The 18,004-nt window shown below is 68.7% G+C and carries 19 protein-coding genes and 1 pseudogene; 11 read left to right on the top strand and 9 right to left on the bottom strand.

Annotated features, from left to right (window positions below):
- Positions 1–73: 73 nt before the first annotated feature.
- The 5 genes from DMC18_RS10635 (at position 74) to DMC18_RS10615 (ending at position 4,242) form a co-directional block, all read left to right on the top strand.
- Positions 74–1,423, top strand: coding sequence for a peptidylprolyl isomerase (locus tag DMC18_RS10635; RefSeq protein ID WP_110117841.1), 1,350 nt, complete (start codon positions 74–76; stop codon positions 1,421–1,423).
- Complete coding sequence (gene pdxA / locus DMC18_RS10630; protein ID WP_110132924.1) at positions 1,420–2,424, top strand: 4-hydroxythreonine-4-phosphate dehydrogenase PdxA; 1,005 nt, start codon at positions 1,420–1,422, stop codon at positions 2,422–2,424. Before DMC18_RS10635 ends, pdxA begins: the two co-directional genes overlap by 4 nt.
- 32 nt (positions 2,425–2,456) lie before the next feature.
- On the top strand, positions 2,457–3,299 hold the full coding sequence (rsmA, locus tag DMC18_RS10625) for a 16S rRNA (adenine(1518)-N(6)/adenine(1519)-N(6))-dimethyltransferase RsmA (protein WP_110117839.1): 843 nt from the start codon (positions 2,457–2,459) through the stop codon (positions 3,297–3,299).
- Positions 3,300–3,416: 117 nt separating this feature from the next.
- Positions 3,417–3,821, top strand: a complete 405-nt coding sequence (locus DMC18_RS10620; RefSeq protein ID WP_110117838.1) for a response regulator transcription factor — start codon at positions 3,417–3,419, stop codon at positions 3,819–3,821.
- Positions 3,822–3,843: 22 nt separating this feature from the next.
- Positions 3,844–4,242 (top strand): response regulator, encoded by a 399-nt coding sequence (locus DMC18_RS10615; RefSeq protein WP_110117837.1) that lies wholly within the window; start codon positions 3,844–3,846, stop codon positions 4,240–4,242.
- Positions 4,243–4,267: 25 nt separating this feature from the next.
- Here DMC18_RS10615 and gmk read toward each other — a convergent pair whose 3' ends face one another.
- The 6 genes from gmk to fabG form a co-directional block, all read right to left on the bottom strand.
- Positions 4,268–4,924 carry a guanylate kinase gene (gene gmk / locus DMC18_RS10610; protein ID WP_110117836.1) on the bottom strand — a complete coding sequence of 219 codons (657 nt, stop codon included), beginning with the start codon at positions 4,922–4,924 and terminating at the stop codon, positions 4,268–4,270.
- Positions 4,914–5,795, bottom strand: coding sequence for a YicC/YloC family endoribonuclease (locus DMC18_RS10605; protein WP_110117835.1), 882 nt, complete (start codon positions 5,793–5,795; stop codon positions 4,914–4,916). Before DMC18_RS10605 ends, gmk begins: the two co-directional genes overlap by 11 nt.
- 4 nt (positions 5,796–5,799) lie before the next feature.
- The gene (mltG, locus tag DMC18_RS10600; protein WP_233245134.1) at positions 5,800–6,903 is read right to left on the bottom strand and encodes an endolytic transglycosylase MltG; all 1,104 of its coding nucleotides are present in this window, start codon (positions 6,901–6,903) and stop codon (positions 5,800–5,802) included.
- A 10-nt stretch (positions 6,904–6,913) separates the two neighbouring features.
- Positions 6,914–8,194: a beta-ketoacyl-ACP synthase II gene (fabF, locus tag DMC18_RS10595; protein WP_110117834.1), complete on the bottom strand. Its 1,281-nt coding sequence runs from the start codon at positions 8,192–8,194 to the stop codon at positions 6,914–6,916.
- A 176-nt stretch (positions 8,195–8,370) separates the two neighbouring features.
- Positions 8,371–8,610 (bottom strand): acyl carrier protein, encoded by a 240-nt coding sequence (locus DMC18_RS10590; RefSeq protein WP_007672577.1) that lies wholly within the window; start codon positions 8,608–8,610, stop codon positions 8,371–8,373.
- Between the two features lie 162 nt (positions 8,611–8,772).
- The gene (fabG, locus tag DMC18_RS10585; RefSeq protein WP_110117833.1) at positions 8,773–9,513 is read right to left on the bottom strand and encodes a 3-oxoacyl-[acyl-carrier-protein] reductase; all 741 of its coding nucleotides are present in this window, start codon (positions 9,511–9,513) and stop codon (positions 8,773–8,775) included.
- 23 nt (positions 9,514–9,536) lie between these two features.
- Here fabG and DMC18_RS27290 point away from each other — a divergent pair.
- Positions 9,537–9,631 (top strand): annotated as a pseudogene (locus tag DMC18_RS27290) (hypothetical protein); the annotation flags it as partial.
- A gap of 37 nt (positions 9,632–9,668) precedes the next feature.
- Here DMC18_RS27290 and fabD read toward each other — a convergent pair.
- Positions 9,669–10,613 (bottom strand): ACP S-malonyltransferase, encoded by a 945-nt coding sequence (gene fabD, locus DMC18_RS10580; protein ID WP_110117832.1) that lies wholly within the window; start codon positions 10,611–10,613, stop codon positions 9,669–9,671.
- Positions 10,614–10,792: 179 nt separating this feature from the next.
- Here fabD and DMC18_RS10575 point away from each other — a divergent pair, with 179 nt between their 5' ends.
- A complete protein-coding gene (locus DMC18_RS10575; protein WP_110117831.1) occupies positions 10,793–11,329 on the top strand; it encodes a peroxiredoxin in 537 nt (178 codons plus the stop codon).
- A 44-nt stretch (positions 11,330–11,373) separates the two neighbouring features.
- Here the strand turns inward: DMC18_RS10575 and DMC18_RS10570 are convergent, their stop codons facing one another.
- Positions 11,374–13,536, bottom strand: a complete 2,163-nt coding sequence (locus DMC18_RS10570) for a TonB-dependent receptor (protein ID WP_110117830.1) — start codon at positions 13,534–13,536, stop codon at positions 11,374–11,376.
- A 144-nt stretch (positions 13,537–13,680) separates the two neighbouring features.
- Entirely contained in the window at positions 13,681–14,337 is a 657-nt protein-coding gene (locus tag DMC18_RS10565) for a hypothetical protein (protein WP_110117829.1), read from the bottom strand.
- 351 nt (positions 14,338–14,688) lie between these two features.
- Between DMC18_RS10565 and rpsF the strand changes: the two genes are divergently transcribed.
- The 4 genes from rpsF to DMC18_RS10545 form a co-directional block, all read left to right on the top strand.
- Entirely contained in the window at positions 14,689–15,096 is a 408-nt protein-coding gene (rpsF, locus tag DMC18_RS10560) for a 30S ribosomal protein S6 (protein WP_110117828.1), read from the top strand.
- A gap of 14 nt (positions 15,097–15,110) precedes the next feature.
- Complete coding sequence (gene rpsR, locus DMC18_RS10555; RefSeq protein WP_058346420.1) at positions 15,111–15,389, top strand: 30S ribosomal protein S18; 279 nt, start codon at positions 15,111–15,113, stop codon at positions 15,387–15,389.
- Between the two features lie 13 nt (positions 15,390–15,402).
- Complete coding sequence (gene rplI, locus DMC18_RS10550) at positions 15,403–15,987, top strand: 50S ribosomal protein L9 (RefSeq protein WP_110117827.1); 585 nt, start codon at positions 15,403–15,405, stop codon at positions 15,985–15,987.
- A gap of 195 nt (positions 15,988–16,182) precedes the next feature.
- On the top strand, positions 16,183–18,004 hold a 1,822-nt coding region (locus DMC18_RS10545; RefSeq protein ID WP_110132923.1), incomplete at its 3' end, for a TonB-dependent siderophore receptor.

Genomic DNA, 18,004 nt, shown 5'->3' with positions numbered 1-18,004 from the left:
GGTCGTTGCGTCTCAACGGTTTGAAATCGAGATCGATCGGCGACGGTCGGGCTCCAGAGGAACGACACTACCCATGCGGGCTGCGCGTAGCGTGACGACTTTTGCGGCCAGCGCCGCGTCCATCCTCGCCCTGACCGTGGCGGCCATGCCGGCCCACGCGCGTCAGGCCGCGCCCACCATCGACGCCCCCGCGGCGGCCCAGCCGGAAGCCCAGGCTCGCGCCAATCCGCTGTCGGAAAGCGTGGCGGCCGTGGTCAACGACGACATCATCTCGTCGTACGACCTGATGCAGCGCATGCGCCTGCTGATGATCACCTCGGGCATGCAGCCGACCCAGGAGAACCTGCCCCAGCTGGAGCAGGAAGCCCTGCGCTCGCTGATCGACGAGCGCGTTCAGCTCCAGGAGCTGCGCCGCGTCGAGAAGGAACAGAAGATCACGATCATCTCGACCGACAAGGAAGTCGACGAGGAGATCGGCAGCATCGCCCAGGGCAACAAGATGACGGCCCAGCAGCTGCTGGACCAGCTGGCCGCCCAGGGCGTCAGCGCCGACACCTGGCGCTCCCAGATCCGCGCCGAGTCGAGCTGGCAGAACTGGATCAGCGGCCGCTACGGCTCGCGCCTGCGCATCGGCGAAGACCAGATCAAGGCCTTCCAGCGCCGCCTGGCCGAGTCGGCCAGCAAGCCGCAGTACCAGGTCAGCGAAGTGTTCATCGACGCCACCCGCGTCGGCGGTCCGGACGTGGCCCTGAACGGCGCCCGCCAGCTGGTGACCCAGATCCAGCAGGGCGCGCCCTTCCCGGCCGTGGCCCGCCAGTTCTCGGCCGCGGCGACCGCGGCCAACGGCGGCGACGCCGGCTGGGTCAGCCCCGGCGAGATGCCGGCCGAGGTCGATGCGGCCCTGGAACAGCTGCGCCCCGGCCAGCTGTCGGCCCCGATCACGGTCAAGGACGGCGTCTACATCGTCTATCTGCGCGACAAGCGCTCGGGCGCCAAGGCGACCCTGGTCGACCTGAAGCAGGTGGCCGTGGCCCTGGCCAAGGACGCCCCGGAGGCCGACGTGCAGTCGGCCACGGCGCTGCTGGCCGGCCTGAAGCCCAAGCTGACCAGCTGCCAGACCCTCGAGGCCGAAGCCGGCAAGGTGGACGGCGTCGTGGCCGGCGACCTCGGCGAAGCCGAGATCGGCGACCTGGCCCCGGCCTTCCAAGAAGCCGCCAACGCCCTCAACGTCGGCCAGATCTCGGATCCGATCCGCACCGACGCCGGCCTGCACCTGATCGCGGTGTGCGGCAAGCGCCAGTCGGGGGCCGCGGCGCCGTCGCACGACCAGATCGAGAATCGCCTGCGGGGTCAGCAACTTGCGCTGATCTCCAAACGTTACCTGCGAGACCTGCGCAACTCCGCCACCATCGAGACCCGGTGAAGACAGACACCCTGGCCCTGAGCGTCGGCGATCCCGCCGGCGTCGGGCCCGAGATCATCGCCAAGGCCTGGGCGGCCCTCCGGGAGACCGGACCCGTGTTCATGGCCGTCGGTGATCTCGAGAGCCTGGCCGCGGCCGGCGGCGGGGTGAAGGTTCGCCCCGTGACCGGTCCGGTCGAGGCCGCCAGGGTGTTCGCCGAGGCGCTGCCGGTGCTGGACCTGCCGCTGCAGTCGCCGGTGATCGCCGGACAACCCTCCAGCGCCCACGCCGCCCAGATCATCCGCTGCATCGAGACCGGCGCGGGCCTGGCCCTGTCGGGCGCGGTGGCGGGCCTGGTTACGGCCCCGATCGCTAAGGCCCCGCTGTACGAGGCCGGCTTCAAGTTTCCCGGCCATACCGAGTTCCTCGCCGAACTGACCGCGCCTGCGCCCTACGAGGGCGCGCGCGGGCCGGTGATGATGCTGACCGCCGGCGACCTGCGCGCCACCCTGGTGACGATCCACCAATCGGTGGGTTCGGTGCCGGCCGCGCTCAGCGTCGAGCGCATCGTCGAGGCCGGCCTGGTCACCGCCCAGGCCCTGAAGACCGATTTCGGCATCGCCGCGCCGCGCCTGGCGGTGGCCGCCCTCAATCCGCACGCCGGCGAAGGCGGGGCCCTGGGCCGCGAGGAGATCGACACGATCATCCCGGCGGTGGAGGCCCTGCGCGCCCGCGGCGTCGACGCCCGAGGCCCCTCGCCCGCCGACAGCCTGTTCCACCCCGACGCCCGGGCGACCTATGACGGGGTGCTGTGCATGTACCACGACCAGGCGCTGATCCCGGTGAAGATGCTCGACTTCTGGGGCGGGGTGAACGTGACCCTGGGCCTGCCGATCGTGCGCACCTCGCCCGACCACGGCACCGGCTTCGACATCGCCGGCCGCGGTATCGCCCGCCCCGACAGCCTGATCGCGGCCATTCACCTGGCCGCCCAGATCGCCGCCCGGCGTAGCGCCAGCTAGGCTTTCGCGGCGTTTCGATCTAGACGGGGACCATGACGTCCCCTTCCCTCGCCGACCTGCCGCCGCTGCGTGAAGCGCTGGAGCGCCACGGCCTGCTGGCCCGCAAGAGCTTCGGCCAGCACTTCCTGCTCGACCTCAACATCACCCGCAAGATCGCACGCCTGGCCGAGGTGGGCGAAGGCGACACGGTGATCGAGGTGGGCCCCGGCCCCGGCGGCCTGACGCGAGCCCTGCTGGAGACCGGCGCGCGGGTGATCGCCGTCGAGAAGGATAGCCGCTTCCTGCCGCTGCTGGGCGAGCTTTCCGAAGCCGCCGAGGGCCGCCTGACCCTGGTCGAGGGCGACGCCCTGCGGGCCGACATGGCCGCCCTGGCCGGCGGCCCGGCGCACATGGTCTCCAACCTTCCCTACAACGTCGGCACCCAACTGCTGATCGACTGGCTGACCGGGCCCTTCCGGCCCCTGTCGATGACCCTGATGTTCCAGAAGGAGGTCGCCGACCGCATCGCCGCCCAGGACGGCGACGACGCCTATGGGCGCCTGGCGGTGATCTCGCAGACGGTCTGCGCGGCCAAGGTGGTCATGGACCTGCCGGCCCGCGCCTTCACGCCGCCTCCCAAGGTCGCTTCGGCCGTGGTGCGGCTGGTTCCGCTGGCGCCCGCGCCGGACAAGGCGATGGTCTCGGCGCTGGAGCGGGTGACCGCCGCGGCCTTCGGCCAGCGCCGCAAGATGCTGCGCTCCAGCCTCAAGCCCCTGGGCGGCGGCGCCTTGTGCGAAGCGGCCGGGATCGATCCGGACGCCCGGGCCGAGACCATCCCCGTCGACGGGTTCCAGGACCTGGCCAGAGCCTTGCTGGCTCTGGATTCCAAGCTTTAACGCGCGTCCAGGCGGGCCAGTCGCAGACACCTGGCCCTGACGCGCTTGGGCCCTGATCGCCGCCGGCTGAAGCTGAAGCGCTTGCCAAGCGGCGCGCGCGGGGGAATCAATCTTTCCATGCAGGCCTCGCCCGAGCAGCAGCACCTGGTCCTGGTCGTCGACGACGACGAGCTGGTGACCGAATTCGTCCGGTTCCGCCTGGAGACCGAGGGCTTCGCCGTCGAAGTGGCGCACAACGCCGAGGACGCCCTGGCCGCGGCCGTGCGCCGCCCGCCGCACCTGCTGCTGCTCGATGTCGGCCTGCCGGAGATCAACGGCCTGACCCTGCTGCGCCGGCTGCGGGTGGAAAAGCGGCTCAAGGACGTGCCGGCGATCATGATCACCGCCTCGGCCGCGGGCGCCAACGTCAAGGCCGCGATGGAGGCCGGCGCCGTCGGCTACGTGCTCAAGCCGTTTTCAGCCGACGACCTGTTGCAAAGGGTGCGCGCGGCGACCAAGAACCAGTCTCGCGTCTGGTTGTGACGCAACGCGTACGGAGCCCCGCATGACGTCCCGTCCCCTGGCCCTGGTGATCGACGACGACACCCTGATGCTGGAGTTCGTGTCGGCCGCCCTGACCGACGGCGGGTTCGACGTGCGGACGGCCGAGGACGCCCAGAGCCTGCTGACCGACGTGCACGACCGCAAGCCGGCCATCGTGTTCCTGGACGTGCGGATGCCAGGCGAGACGGGGATCGAGGTGCTGCGCCGCCTGCGGGTCAGCGACTGGGGCCGCGAGGTGCCGGTGGTGATCATGACCGGCGAACGGCGCCTGGACCGCGTGGTCGAGGCGATGAGCGCCGGCGCCACCACCTACATGATGAAGCCGTTCACGCCGGCCCAGATCGTCATGCGGGCCAAGGAACTGATCCAGCCGCGCGAGAGCGGCAGCTTCCATTACTGAGGCCCTACTGGGGCTCAGCGGGGCCTCAGATATCTTCCGCCAGCAGGTCGCCGACCAGGTTGCCGATCCAGGGGTTGCGCGAGCGCTTCTGGCGTTCGGCGTGGTAGATGTGGGCCAGGTCCGCATAGGCCTTGTCGAAGTCGTCGTTGAGCACGACGTAGTCGAACTTCTCCCAGGCGGCGACCTCGTCCTTGGCGCGCGACAGGCGGCGGGCGATGACTTCCTCGTTGTCCTGGCTACGGGCGTGCAGACGGCGGCTCATCTCGGCCAGGGACGGCGGCAGGATGTAGACCAGCACGCTGTCGGGACCTGCCTGGGCGTGGACCTTCATGGCGCCCTGGAAGTCGATGTCGAACAGCACGCTCTCGCCGCCCTCCAGCGCCTCCAGGATCGGGGCCTTGGGGCTGCCGTAGTAGTTGCCGTAGACCTCGGCCCACTCGAAGAAGGCGTCCTGGGCGATCATCTCCTGGAACTTGTCCTTGGAGACAAAGTGGTAGTCGCGGCCGTCGTGTTCGCCGGGGCGCGGCTCGCGGGTAGTGGCGCTGATCGACAGGTGCAGGTCGCCGTGGTCGGCCACCAGGCGGCGGGTCAGCGAGGTCTTGCCGACGCCCGAGGGGGCCACCACCATCAGGAGGAGGCCGCGGTGCTTGCCCCCGTGCTTCTGGGCCGGGTTATTCGACATTCTGAACCTGTTCGCGAAACTGTTCGATCGTGGCCTTGAGTTCCAAGCCATGGGCGGTCAGCGCGGTCAGCGCCGACTTGCTGCAGAGGGTGTTGGCCTCGCGCATGAATTCCTGGGACAGGAAATCCAGGCGCCGGCCCAAGGCGCCGTCGCTGGACAGCAGGGTGCGGGCGGCGGCGACGTGGCCGGCCAGGCGGTCGAGCTCCTCGCGGACGTCGGCCTTGACCGCCAGGGCGGCGGCTTCCTGGACGATGCGGTCCTGAGGGGCGCTTTCGCCGAGCAGTTCGGTCATGCGGCGCTCGAAGCGCTGCTTGAGGATCGAGGGCTGGCCCTCGGCCTCGGCGGCGGCCAGGCCTGTCAGGGTCTCGATGCGATCGACGAGGCCGGCAAGCACCGGGGCGAGCGAAGCGCCCTCCTCCTGGCGCGCGGTCTTCAGGCCGTCGAGGGCCTGGGCCAGGCTGGCGGCCATGGCGGCCTCCAGGGCGGTGCGGGCCTCGGCGTCCTCGTCGTCCTCGCGGACCTCGATGACGCCGCGCAGGGCCAGCATGCCGTCGAGCGTGGGCTTGGCGACCATGCCGGTGGCGACATAGGGGCCGCCGGCCTTCAGATAGCGCTCCAGGACCTCGACATTGACCTGCGGGGCGGCCGAGGCCTCGGCCTTGCGGGCCTGGACGTTGACCGTGAGCTGGCCGCGCTGGAAGCGGGCCTGCGCGCCGTCGCGGGCGGCGCGGTCGAGGCCCTCGAAGCCCGGCGGGCCGCGAAAGCGGGTCTCGAGGTTGCGGCCGTTTACGCTGCGAGCCTCGACAGCCCAGCTCCAGTCGCCCAGAGCGCCTTCGACGCGCGAAAAACCGGTCATGCCCGACAGCGCCATACGATCAGCCTCCCGCCAGCGGCGTTGGCGCGGGGGTCGCGGCCTTGGCCTGGCGCTCGATCTTGCGCCACTGGGCCACGTTACGCTCGTGCTCTTCGTAGGTCTTGGCGAAGACGTGGCCGCCGGTGCCGTCGGCGACGAAGTAGAGCTCGTCGGTCTTGGGCGGGTTCATCACCGCCGCCAGGGCCGCGCGGCCCGGATTGGCGATCGGCGTCGGCGGCAGGCCGGGGATCTTGTAGGTGTTGTAGGGCGTGAAGGTGTCGAGCTCCGACCGGCGCAGGCCCCGGCCCAGCGGCCGGCCGCGGGTGATGCCGTAGATCACGGTCGGGTCGGTATCGAGCCGCATCCCTAGGCGCAGGCGGTTGATGAACAGGGCCGCGACGCGCGGACGCTCGCTGGCCAGGCCCGTCTCCTTCTCGACGATCGAGGCCAGGGTGACGGCCTCGTCCTTGGTCTGGAACGGCAGGCCCGCCTCGCGCTCGGCCCAGAGGGCGTTCAGCACCTTGTCGCGGTCGTCCATCATGCGCTGCAGGACGGCGGCCCGCTCCTCGCCGCGCTCGACCTGGTAGGTCTCGGGCAGGACGGCGCCTTCCGGCGGGGTCGGCACGTCGCCGACCAGCACGTCGGAGCGCTGCAGGATCTCGACGACCATGTCCGAGGTCATGCCCTCGGGAATGGTCACCTGGTGGCGCACCACCTTGCCGTCGCGGACCATGGCCAGCACGGTCGACAGCGAGGCGCCGGAGGGGAATTCATACTCGCCGGCCTTCAGCTTGCGGGCCGCGCGGGTGATCTGGGCGGCGGTCAGGAACAGCGAGGACGAGCGGATCGCCCCACCGGCTTCCAGCGCTCCTGCGATCTCGGAGACGCTGGCGCCGCGGCGCAGGACCACCGAGGTGTATTCGCCGTTCTTGGCCTTGGGGCCGGGTCCGCCATAGACGAACACCGCCCCGCCGACGACGACCAGCGCCGCGACCGCGGCGACCACCAGGCCGCCGCCGGCCATGGCGGCCAGGCGACGTCCCAGGGACGCGGTTTCCCGCTTGCGGGCGCTCGACGCCCGCTTGGGCGCCGGAGCCTTCTTCTGCGGACGCGGCGGCTTGCTCACGAGACTTGGCTCACGAGATTTTACGGAACACGACGGAGGCGTTGGTGCCGCCGAAGCCGAAGCTGTTGGACACGGCCACGTCGATCTTCTTCGGCACGGCCTTGTTGGGCGCCAGGTTCATCGGCACGTCGACGTCGGGATTGTCGAGATTGATGGTCGGCGGGCAGATCTGGTCGCGGATGGCCAGGATCGAGAAGATCGACTCGATGGCGCCGGCCGCGCCGAGAAGGTGGCCGGTCATCGACTTGGTCGAGGACATCACCACGTTCTTGGCGTGATCGCCGAGGAAGCGGGCGACGGCGCCGGCTTCCAGGCCGTCGGCCATGGTCGAGGTGCCGTGGGCGTTGATGTAGTCGATGTCTGAGGGCTGGAGGCCCGCGTCCTTGACCGCCGCCGCCAGGGCCCGACCGCCGCCTTCGCCGTCCTCGGCAGGGGCGGTGATATGGTAGGCGTCGCCCGACAGGCCGTAGCCGACGACTTCGGCGTAGATCTTGGCCCCGCGCGCCTTGGCGTGCTCGTACTCTTCGAGAACCACGACGCCCGCGCCCTCGCCCATGACGAAGCCGTCACGGTCCTTGTCGTAGGGGCGCGAGGCCTTTTCCGGGGTCTCGTTGAAGGCGGTGGCCACGGCGCGGCAGGCGATGAAGCCGGCGATGCCGAGCTTGCAGACGGCCGCTTCGGCGCCGCCGGCGATCATCACGTCGGCGTCGCCGTACTTGATCAGGCGCGCGGCGTCGCCGATGGCGTGGGCGCCGGTGGCGCAGGCCGTCACCACGGCGTGGTTGGGGCCCTTGAAGCCGTACTTGATCGAGACCTGGCCCGAGATCAGGTTGATCAGGGCCGAGGAGATGAAGAACGGGCTGACGCGGCGCGGGCCCTTGGCTTCCAGCTCCAGGGCGGTGTCGGCGATCGTCGACAGGCCGCCGATGCCCGAACCCAGGATGACGCCGGTGCGCCACTTCTGCTCGTCGGTCTCGGGAACCCAGCCCGAATCCTTCACGGCTTCGTCCGCCGCGGCGATGCCGTAGAGGATGAAGTCGTCGACGCGCTTCTGGTCACGCGGGCTCATGGTCTTGTCGGGGTCGAACGAGCCCTCGACATCCGGACCGCCGCCGCCGCGACCATCGACCCGCGGCACCTCGCAGGCGACCTGACAGGCATAGTCGGTCGGGTCGAAAGCTGTGATGCGGCCCGCGCCCGATTTACCGGCCACGATGTTCTTCCAGGACACTTCGACGCCCTGGCCCAGAGGAGTCAGCAGGCCCAGCCCGGTGACGACGACTCTACGCATGGATTGCTCCCAACCTTCCGACGCACCGTTCTCGGACGATAAGGCGAACCCCTACCGGCCGGTTGCGGCGCGAATCTTGGCCACATACGAAAACCGCCGCGCGCACGATGGCAAGAGCCCGTGCTGCGCGGCGGCTGATAGTCCTGTTCGCCCGCGAGGGTACGAACCCGACGCCCTTAGGCGCCGGTCTTTTCCGTGATGAACTTCACGGCGTCGCCAACCGTCTGGATGTGCTCGGCGGCGTCGTCCGGAATTTCGATGTCGAATTCTTCTTCGAACGCCATCACCAGCTCAACGTTGTCGAGGCTGTCGGCGCCCAGGTCGTCGATGAAGCTAGCCTTCTCGGTGACCTTCTCGGGATCGGCATCCAGGTGTTCGATGACGATCTTACGCACGCGCTCGAGAATGTCGGACATTCTGTTAGTCCCTCGTTTTGAAATCTGTTTGTCCCGCGGCCGGTTTGAAAACTATTCACCGTCCGCGAGATGTCGGGTCACCGCCTATCACGTTCCTTTTCGGGTGACCAGCGGGTCAGCCGCGAAGAAGCGGGGCCATTTAAAGCCCAAGGCGGCGTTCGCCTAGATCATGGCCATGCCGCCGTTGACGTGCAAGGTCTGACCGGTGACGTAACCGCCCTGATCGCTGGCCAGGTAAACGCAGGCGGCGGCGATATCGCTCCCTTCGCCCAGCTTTCCGGCCGGAATGGTCGACAGGATGCCGGCCTTCTGGGCGTCGTTGAGGGCGTCGGTCATCGGGCTGGCGATGAAGCCGGGGGCGACGCAGTTGACGGTCACGCCGCGGCTGGCCAGCTCCTGGGCCAAGGCCTTGGAAAACCCGATCATTCCGGCCTTGGAGGCCGCGTAGTTGGTCTGGCCGGGGTTGCCGGTGACGCCGACGACCGAGGTGATGCCGATGATGCGGCCGGCGCGGCGCTTCATCATGCCCTTGGCGGCGGCGCGGGCCAGGCGGAAGTAGCCTTCCAGGTTCACCTTGATGACGGTTTCCCAGTCCTCGTCCTTCATCCGCACGATCAGGCCGTCGCGGGTGATGCCGGCGTTGGCGATGACGATGTCGAGCGGGGCGCCGGCGGCTTCCTCGGCCTTGGCGACCAGGCCGTCGACCTGTTCGGCGTCCGACAGATTCGCCACGACGAACGAGGCGCGCTCGCCCAGCTCGTTCTTCAGCTCGGTCAGGGCCGATTCGCGGGTGCCCGAGAGCACGACGTGGGCGCCCTGGCCGTGCAGGGCCCGGGCGATGGCGCCGCCGATGCCGCCGGTCGCGCCGGTGACGAGGGCGGTCTTGCCGGTGAGGTCGAACATTTTTCGTTCTCCGTTTCGGAGGGATTGAGAGTGAAAACCCCGTCCTTCGACAAGCTCAGGATGAGGTTTTCAAACGGATCGCCGCACCAGTCGTCCTCATCCTGAGCTTGTCGAAGGATAAGGACGTGGCAAGGCGGAAGATCAGAGCGACTTGCTCAGAGCGATTGGGCGAAGGCTTCGAGGTCGGCCGGGGTGTTCAGCGGCGTGGCCTCGGCGTCCGGGGCGATGCGCTTGGCCATGCCCGACAGCACCTTGCCGGCGCCGGCCTCGGCGAAGCGGGTGACGCCGCCCTCGCCGGCCAGCCAGGTCATGCTTTCGCGCCAGCGGACGCGGCCGGTGACCTGCTCGACCAGCAGCTTGCGGATGACGTCGGGGTCGTGGACCGGCGAGGCGGTGACGTTGGCCAGCAGCGGGGCCTTCGGCGCCAGGATGATGGTCGCGGCCAGGGCGGCGGCCATCTCGTCGGCGGCCGGCTGCATCAGCGGGCAGTGGAACGGCGCCGAGACGTTCAGCGGAATGGCGCGGGCGCCCAGTTCCTTGGCCTTCTCGATGGCCCGGTCGACGGCGGCCTTGGCGCCGGAAATCACGACGTTGCCGTTGTTGTTGTCGTTGGCGACGACGCAGACGCCGACTTCCGAGCCGGCGGCGGCGGCGGCTTCAGCCAAAGCCAGGTCGGTCTTGGGACCGATAAGCGAGGCCATGGCGCCCTCGCCCACCGGCACGGCGCGCTGCATGGCCTGGCCGCGCAGCTTCAGCAGGCGGGCGGTGTCCGACAGGCTGATGGCGCCAGCGGCGGCCAGGGCCGAATATTCGCCGAGGCTGTGGCCGGCCACGAAGGCGGCGCGCTCGATGCCGATCCCGAACTCCTTCTCCAGGGTGCGGGTCACGGCCAGGCTGACGGCCATCAGGGCCGGCTGGGCGTTCTCGGTCAGGGTGAGATCACCCTCGGGACCTTCGCGCATCAGCTGGGAGAGCTTCTGGCCCAGGGCGTCGTCGACTTCCTGGAACACTTCGCGGGCGGACGCGAAGGCCTCCGCCAGCTCGACGCCCATGCCGACCGATTGGCTGCCCTGCCCCGGGAAAATGAAGGCGATGCTCATGGCGGCCCGCTCCTCTGTAATTCAATGTCTTGGGGGCGGAGGGTTAGGGGAAACACAAGGCCTGGGCAAGCCGGACCGATGTTTTGCCTGTGCTTGCTTTCCGCAGGGGCACGTCCACATTGCTCGCCGTTCCGTATCTGAAACGCCACGCCCTCCCCCGACCTATCGGAGTCGCCAAGATGAAACGCCTCGCCCTCGCCGCTTCCCTGGCCGCGTTCAGCCTGCTGGCCGCCGCCCCCGCCCTGGCGGCGCTGAAGCCCGGCGACAAGGCTCCCGACTTCACCGCCCCTGCCGCCCTGGCCGGCAAGGACTTCGAGTTCAAGCTCAGCAAGGCCCTGAAGAAGGGTCCGGTGGTGCTGTACTTCTTCCCGGCCGCCTACACCTCGGGCTGCACCGCCGAGGCTCACGAGTTCGCCGAGGCCACGCCCGAGTTCGAGAAGCTGGGCGCGACCGTCATCGGCGTCACCGGCGGCAATGTCGACCGGATCAAGGACTTCTCGAAGGAGCACTGCCGCGACAAGTTCGCGGTGGCGGCCGCTAACCCGGCCCTTATCAAGGACTACGACGTCAAGCTGCCGCTGAAGGACAACATGTCCAACCGCACCTCCTATGTCATCGCCCCCGATGGCAAGGTGCTGCTGGCCTACAGCGACTTCAACTTCCAGGGCCACGTGACCAAGACCATGGAAGCGGTGAAGGCCTACAAGAAGAAGTAGGGGCGAAGCCGGGGCCGCCTCACGAGAGGCGGCCCCCTCCCCGTCTAGAACTTCACCTTCACCCCGGCGCTCCACATCGCCGGTTCGTCGGCCAGGCGGTAGACGATCAGGCCGGGGATGAAGACCGCGCCCGAGACGTAGTCCTTGGCGTCGAGGACGTTGCGCCCCTGCACGAACACCCGCCAGGCGGCCGAGGGCGATTCCCAGGCGACGCCGGCGTTGACGCGATCGACCGCGCCGATGCGGCCGGCCTGCGCATTGGTGGCCTCGGCGTAGCGCGGGCCGCGGTGGCTGTAGTCGGCCGAGACGATGATCGCCCCGCCCTTCAGCATCTCCGGCTCGATGCGCCAGGTTCCGCCGACCTGGGCCTGGACCTTGGAGACCAGCGGCAGGGTCTTGGCGCCGGCCTGGGCGGCGGCAGTGGAGGCGTCGAGCTTCTCGTACTCGGCGTCGGTCAGGGCCAGCGAGGCGAAGAGGTCCAGCCCCTTCACCGGCGTGGCGGCGGCCTCGAGCTCCAGGCCGGCGATGCGGGCCTCGGCGGCGTTCTGGGTGAGGATCGAGCCGTTGCTGATGACGTTCTGCTGCAGGTCCTTCAGCTGTTCGACATAGGCGGCGAGGTTGAGGCGGGCGCGATGCTCGAAGGCCTCGATCTTGGCGCCGGCCTCGTAGGACCAGACGGTCTCGGGGTCGTAGGCCTTGGTGAAGATCGACGGCTCGGCGATCGACAGGGCCACGAACCCGCCGGCGCGGTAGCCCCGCGCGATCGTGCCGTAGACCATGACGTCGTCGCTGACGTCGTACTGAAGATTGAACTTCGGGGTCCAGACTTTCCACTCGCCTTCGTTGGAGCGGCTGGTCAGGCTGGCGGGATAGGCGGCCAGGCCGTTCTGGATCGTGCCGGCGATGGTCTTTTCGTCCTTGGTCCAGCGCAGGCCGGCCGAGCCCTTCAGGCGATCGGTGAAGCGCCATTCCAGCTGGCCGTAGGCGGCGACGCTTTCCGAGGTGGCGTGGATGGTCGTCGGCAGCAGCGGCACGGCGTAGGATCCGTAGATGCCCGCGCCGATGGTGTCGGACAGCACCTGGCCGCCGGTCTCCTTGAACCAGAACAGGCCGCCGATCCATTGCAGGCGGCCGTCGAAGGACTCGCCCAGGGCCTGGAACTCCTGGCTGGACTGCTCCTGCTCGGTCTGGCTGCCGCGCAGGAAGCCGGCGACGAGGCCGGCGCCGGCCACCAGGCCGCCCGAGAAGTCGAGCGTCCAGCGGTCGTCGAGGCGCTGGTAGGCGGTGATCGACTTCAGCTGCACCGCGCCCAGGTCGTAGCCGAGGTGAAGGGCCAGACTCTTCTGCTCGGTCTTGGTGTCGGTGTTCAGCGGCGAGCGGGTCGAGCCGAAGTCGCCGCCGGCCAGGGGCTTCAGCGTGACCGGATCCAGCGGCGAGAAGTGCTGGCCGTCGGTGTCGGTGCGGGCGTAGGCGGCCGAAACTGTGGCGCTGAACGGGCCGGTGTCGATCAGGCCCAGCGCCAGGCGCACCCCGGCGTCGCGGCGGGCGCCGACCTTCTTCTTGAGGGCGGTGTTCTGCTGCCAGCCGTCGCGTTCGGAGAACAGGGCCGAGACCGTGGCGCCGACATGGTCGGTGATCGCCCCGCCGGCGCTGGCCTTGTAGCGCTGCAGGCCGTAGTCGCCCCACGAGGCCTCCAGCGCGCCGCCGGCCGCGTCGCCGGGCTGGCGGGTGACGTATTTCAGAGCGCCGGTCATCGAGTTGCGGCCGTAGAGCGTGCCCTGCGGCCCGCGCAGCACCTCCACCCGCGTGACGTCGGCCAGGTCGAGGTTCGCGACCGACAGGCGGGCCTGGTAGACGTCGTCGACATAGATGCCGACGGGCGGTTCGGAGGTGATCATGCCGCCGGTCTGGTCCAGCGCGCCGCGCAGGGCGACCTGGATCGTCGAGGGCGAGGCGCTGATCTGCGAGACGTAGAGGCTGGGCACCGCCGCGCCCAGGGTCTCGACCTTGGTGATCTGCAGCTGGTCCAGCGCCTTGGCCCCGAAGGCGCTGACGGCGACGGGCGCGTCCTGCAGCTTCTGCTCGCGCCGCTGGGCGGTGACGACCAGGTCCTCGACCGCGGTCGGGGTTTCCTGGGCCAAGGCCGGCGTGACGCCGACCATGATGGCGCTGACGGCCGCCGCGCCGCATAGAACCGATTTTCGCATTTCCGCTCCCCCTCTGGTGGAGCGTTCAGGAGGGAAAGGCGCGAGCCTGCGCGCAAACCCGCCCTGCGCGGCGCCCGATGGTCGGACAGCGGCGCGGGTCGGCGGCGGCGGATTGTCAGGAAAGCGGCGCGGCTGCGCCAGAGGCTACCAGTTGGCCTTGACCAGCTTGACCATGAAGCGGCCGTCCTGGACGCGCTCGTCCTCGGCGCGGACGCTGACCGAGAACTCGGCCGGAATGTCGAACGGGCGGATCAGGCTGAAGTCGACGCCCTCGTCGCCCATGGTGCCGCCGCCGAAGCCGATGGCGACGACCTGGCGGCCGTCCAGCGTCAGGGCCGAGCGCAGGTTGGCGCGGGCCAGCGGGATGGCCGCCGGGACGATCATCGAGCGCGTGGCGTTCATGTCGACCGACAGGCTGACATAGTTCGACTTGGGCAGGTCGCCGAAGCCGAACAGGCGCGACATCGACGAGCGGAAGCCGGCCTCGCGCTTGTTGAGCGAGGCGCCCAGGGCCATGGCGTGCGGGCTGGGCCCCTGCTCGGCCTTGGCCGTCAGGTTCAGGTTCACGTCGTAGGTGGGCTGCTCGATATTGCCCGCCACCTTGGCCGTGAAGTCGACGCGCTCGGCGTCGGTCGACAAGTCCATCGGCAGGGCGGCCGAATAGCCCGTGAAGCGGCCGTCGTTGGACGACACCGACAGGTCGGGCTTCTTGAGCAGGGTCTGGGCGAGCGTCGGGGCGGCCGACATCATGAGCGCAAAAGCGCCGCCGACGATCAGGCTCTTGAGGATGCTGCCCCGCATGCCTCTTCCCTAGCCACCGAAGGTGTTAACGGCAAGCTGACTTCCGCGACGAAAGCCTGTTTCGAGGTCGAAATCGACACGAAGGTTTCGGAAGGACACAGACCCGCGCCGCCGCGCACGCATTTCGGGCGCCATAGTATAAGGCCTCCATTGGGCCTCCACCGGGCCTGGACCCGATCCTCGCCTTGCCTCCTGGCCCTGTTTCCTGTAATAGCGCGCGCTCTCACGGAAGGCGGTCTTGCGCGAACCCTTCATTGGGCCGGGATTTTCCCGCTCGTCGCACAGGATCCATCGTGGCCGTCGGACTTCCGTCGCCGACCACGCCGCCTTCCTCAACGGAAGAAGGAAAACATGTCGTTCTACGAACACGTGGTCATCGCGCGGCAGGACATCTCGCCGCAACAGGCCGAAGCTCTCAACGAGCAAATCAAGACCCTGATCGAAGAAGGTGGTGGTCACATCGCCAAGATCGAATACTGGGGTCTGCGTAACCTCACCTATCGCATCAAGAAGAACCGCAAGGGCCACTACTCCCTGCTCGCCATCGACGCCCCGGCGCCGGCGGTGAAGGAACTGGAGCGCCAGCTGTCGATCAACGAAGACGTGCTGCGTTTCCTGACCATCCGCGTGGAAGAGCTGGACCTGGAACTGTCGCCGGTTCTGGCCCGTCGCGACCGTGAGCGCAGCGATCGCCCCGAGCGTTCGGACCGCCCTGAGCGTTCCGAGCGTCCGCGCGAAGACTTCGCCCCGCAAGCGTAAGGGAGAAATAGATCATGACCGATACGACTGCTCCCGAAGCCGCGGCTCCGGCCGCCGCCGCCGGCGGCGCCCGCCGCCCGTTCTTCCGTCGCCGCAAGGTTTGCCCGTTCTCGGGCGCCAACGCGCCGAAGATCGACTACAAGGACGTGAAGCTGCTGCAGCGTTACGTTTCCGAACGCGGCAAGATCGTGCCGTCGCGCATCACCGCGGTGTCGGCCAAGAAGCAACGCGAACTGGCCAAGGCCATCAAGCGCGCCCGCTTCCTGGCTCTGCTCCCCTACGTCGTGAAGTAAGGGAGACGCCACGATGAAAGTGATCCTGCTCGAACGAGTCGAAGGCAAGGGCGTCCTGGGCGACGTGGTGACGGTGAAGGACGGCTACGCCCGTAACTTCCTGCTGCCGCGCCAGAAGGCTCTCCGCGCCAACTCGAACAACCTGAAGGCTTTCGAAGCGCAACGCGCCGAGATCGAAGCCCGCAACGTCCGCAACCGCGAAGCCGCCGGCAAGTCCGGTGAAACGCTGGACGGCACGCAGTACGTCCTGATCCGTCAAGCTGGCGAAAGCGGCCAGCTGTACGGTTCGGTCGCGGGCCGCGACGTCGCCGACGCCATCAAGGCCGAAGGCGGCAAGGTCGACCGCTCGATGATCGTGCTGGACAAGCCGATCAAGACGCTGGGCGTCCACGAAGTGAAGGTGAAGCTGCACGCCGATGTGACCGTCACGGTCACCCTCAACATCGCGCGCAGCCAAGACGAAGCCGATCGCCAAGCGCGCGGCGAAAACGTCATCGCCTCGCAATTCGAAGAAGATCGCGCTGCCGACGCCGAAGCCGCCCAGGACATGCTGGAAGGTGGCGCCGGTTCGCACGAAGGCGACCACTACGAAGCCTGATCCTTCAGGTCATTCGCAGACTGATGAAAACGGCGCGGAGCAATCCGCGCCGTTTTTTTCTGCGCCGATAGCTAGAATTGCTCAGATTGTAAGCTGCGCCCCAGTCAACCAAGTTCGTACCCGTCTAGCCACCTGTCGGATACAAGAGCCGCATCCATGCGACCCCGCCCGACAGAGTTCGAGAGGGGTTATCTCATGCGTTCCAAACTGCTTCTGCTCGCCGCCGCGTCGGCGTCCGCCCTGGCCTTCTCGGCCCACGCCCAGACCGCGCCCGACGACCAGACCACGGTCGAGGAACTGGTCGTCACCGGCACCCGCACCGCCGGCCGCTCGCGCCTCGACACGGTCTCGCCGGTCGACGTGGTCGACAGCAAGGCCCTGACCCGCCAGGGCTCGACCGAACTAGCCCAGGCGCTGTCGACCCTGGCGCCGTCGCTGAACTTCCCGCGCCCGTCGGCCGTGGACGGCACCGACTCGGTGCGTCCGGCCACCCTGCGGGGCCTCGCCCCCGACCAGACCCTGGTGCTGCTGAACGGCAAGCGCGGCCACGCCGCCGCCCTGGTCAACATCAACGGCGCGGTCGGCCGCGGCTCGGCCGCCTTCGACCTCAACACCATTCCGACCGCCGCCCTCGACCGCGTCGAGATCCTGCGTGAAGGCGCCGCCGCCCAGTACGGCTCGGACGCCATCGCCGGGGTCGTCAACCTGCGCCTGCGCGAAGCCCGCACCGGCGGCGGCGCCACGGCCAGCTACGGCCTCTACGACACCGAGGTGAAGACCGCCCGCGACACCGACGGCCGCAAGGCCCACGACGGCGTCACCTACACCGCCTCGATCTGGCAGGGCTTCACCCTGCCCAACGACGGCTTTTTGACGCTCACCGGCGACTGGTCCAAGCGCAACCCGACCAACCGCAGCGACGTCTCGTCGGCCTTCAGCCCCGGCGTCGTGACCGGCCGCTACGGCGACGCCGAGGTCGAGAGCAAGTCGATCTTCGCCAACGCCGGCCTGCCGCTGAACGAGACCTGGAGCCTCTACGGCTGGGCCGGCTACCAGAAGCGCGAGGGCGAGAGCGCGGCCTTCCCGCGCCTGGCCAACAACGCCAACAACATCGCCTCGATCTATCCGAACGGCTTCCTGCCGAAGATCACCACCGACATCGACGACTACAACTTCGCCTTCGGGACCAAGGGCGAACTGGGCGCCTACACGATCGACGCCAGCGTCACCTACGGCGAGAACGACATCGACTATGGCGTCAAGGACAGCCTGAACGCCTCGTACGGCCCGACCTCGCCGACCTCGTTCTACGCCGGCTCGATGAAGTACCGGCAGACGGTGGCCTCGCTGGACATCACCCGTCCGCTGGAGATCGCCGCCTTCGCCCAGCCCTCGACCCTGGCGTTCGGCGCGGAGTACCGCAAGGAAGGCTATGAGATCGTGGCCGGCGAGACGGCCTCGTGGGCCAACGGCGGCTACAACAACCTGGCCGCCGGCGCGCAGGGCTTCCCGGGCTTCCGTCCGAGCAACGAGGTCGACGTCACCCGCGACAACTACAGCCTCTACATCGACCTCGACAGCCAGATCACCGACAAGCTGGACATCGACGTCGCCGCCCGCTTCGAGGACTATTCCGACTTCGGCTCGACCACGACCGGCAAGATCGCCGCGCGCTACGACTTCACCGACAGCTTCGCCCTGCGCGGCGCGGTGTCGACCGGCTTCCGCGCCCCGGCCCTGCAGCAGCAGTACTTCACCGCCACCTCGACCAACATCATCAGCGGCGTGGCGACCGAAGTCGGCACCTTCCCGGCCACCAGCGCCGTGTCGCAGGTGCTGGGCGCCAAGGCCCTGGAGCCTGAAGAGAGCACCAACTACTCGCTGGGCCTGGTCTACCGCCGCGGCCCGCTGGAAGTGACGGTCGACGCCTACCAGATCGACATCGACAACCGCATCGTGCTCTCGGAGAACATCCAGGGCAGCGCCACCGGCACGGCGACCCAGCAGGCGATCTACA

The organism is Caulobacter sp. D5 (genome assembly GCF_003185805.1).
GTDB lineage: Bacteria > Pseudomonadota > Alphaproteobacteria > Caulobacterales > Caulobacteraceae > Caulobacter.
The sequence above is the reverse complement of the archived record's forward strand: the minus strand, read 5'-3'. Positions and strand labels throughout refer to the sequence as shown.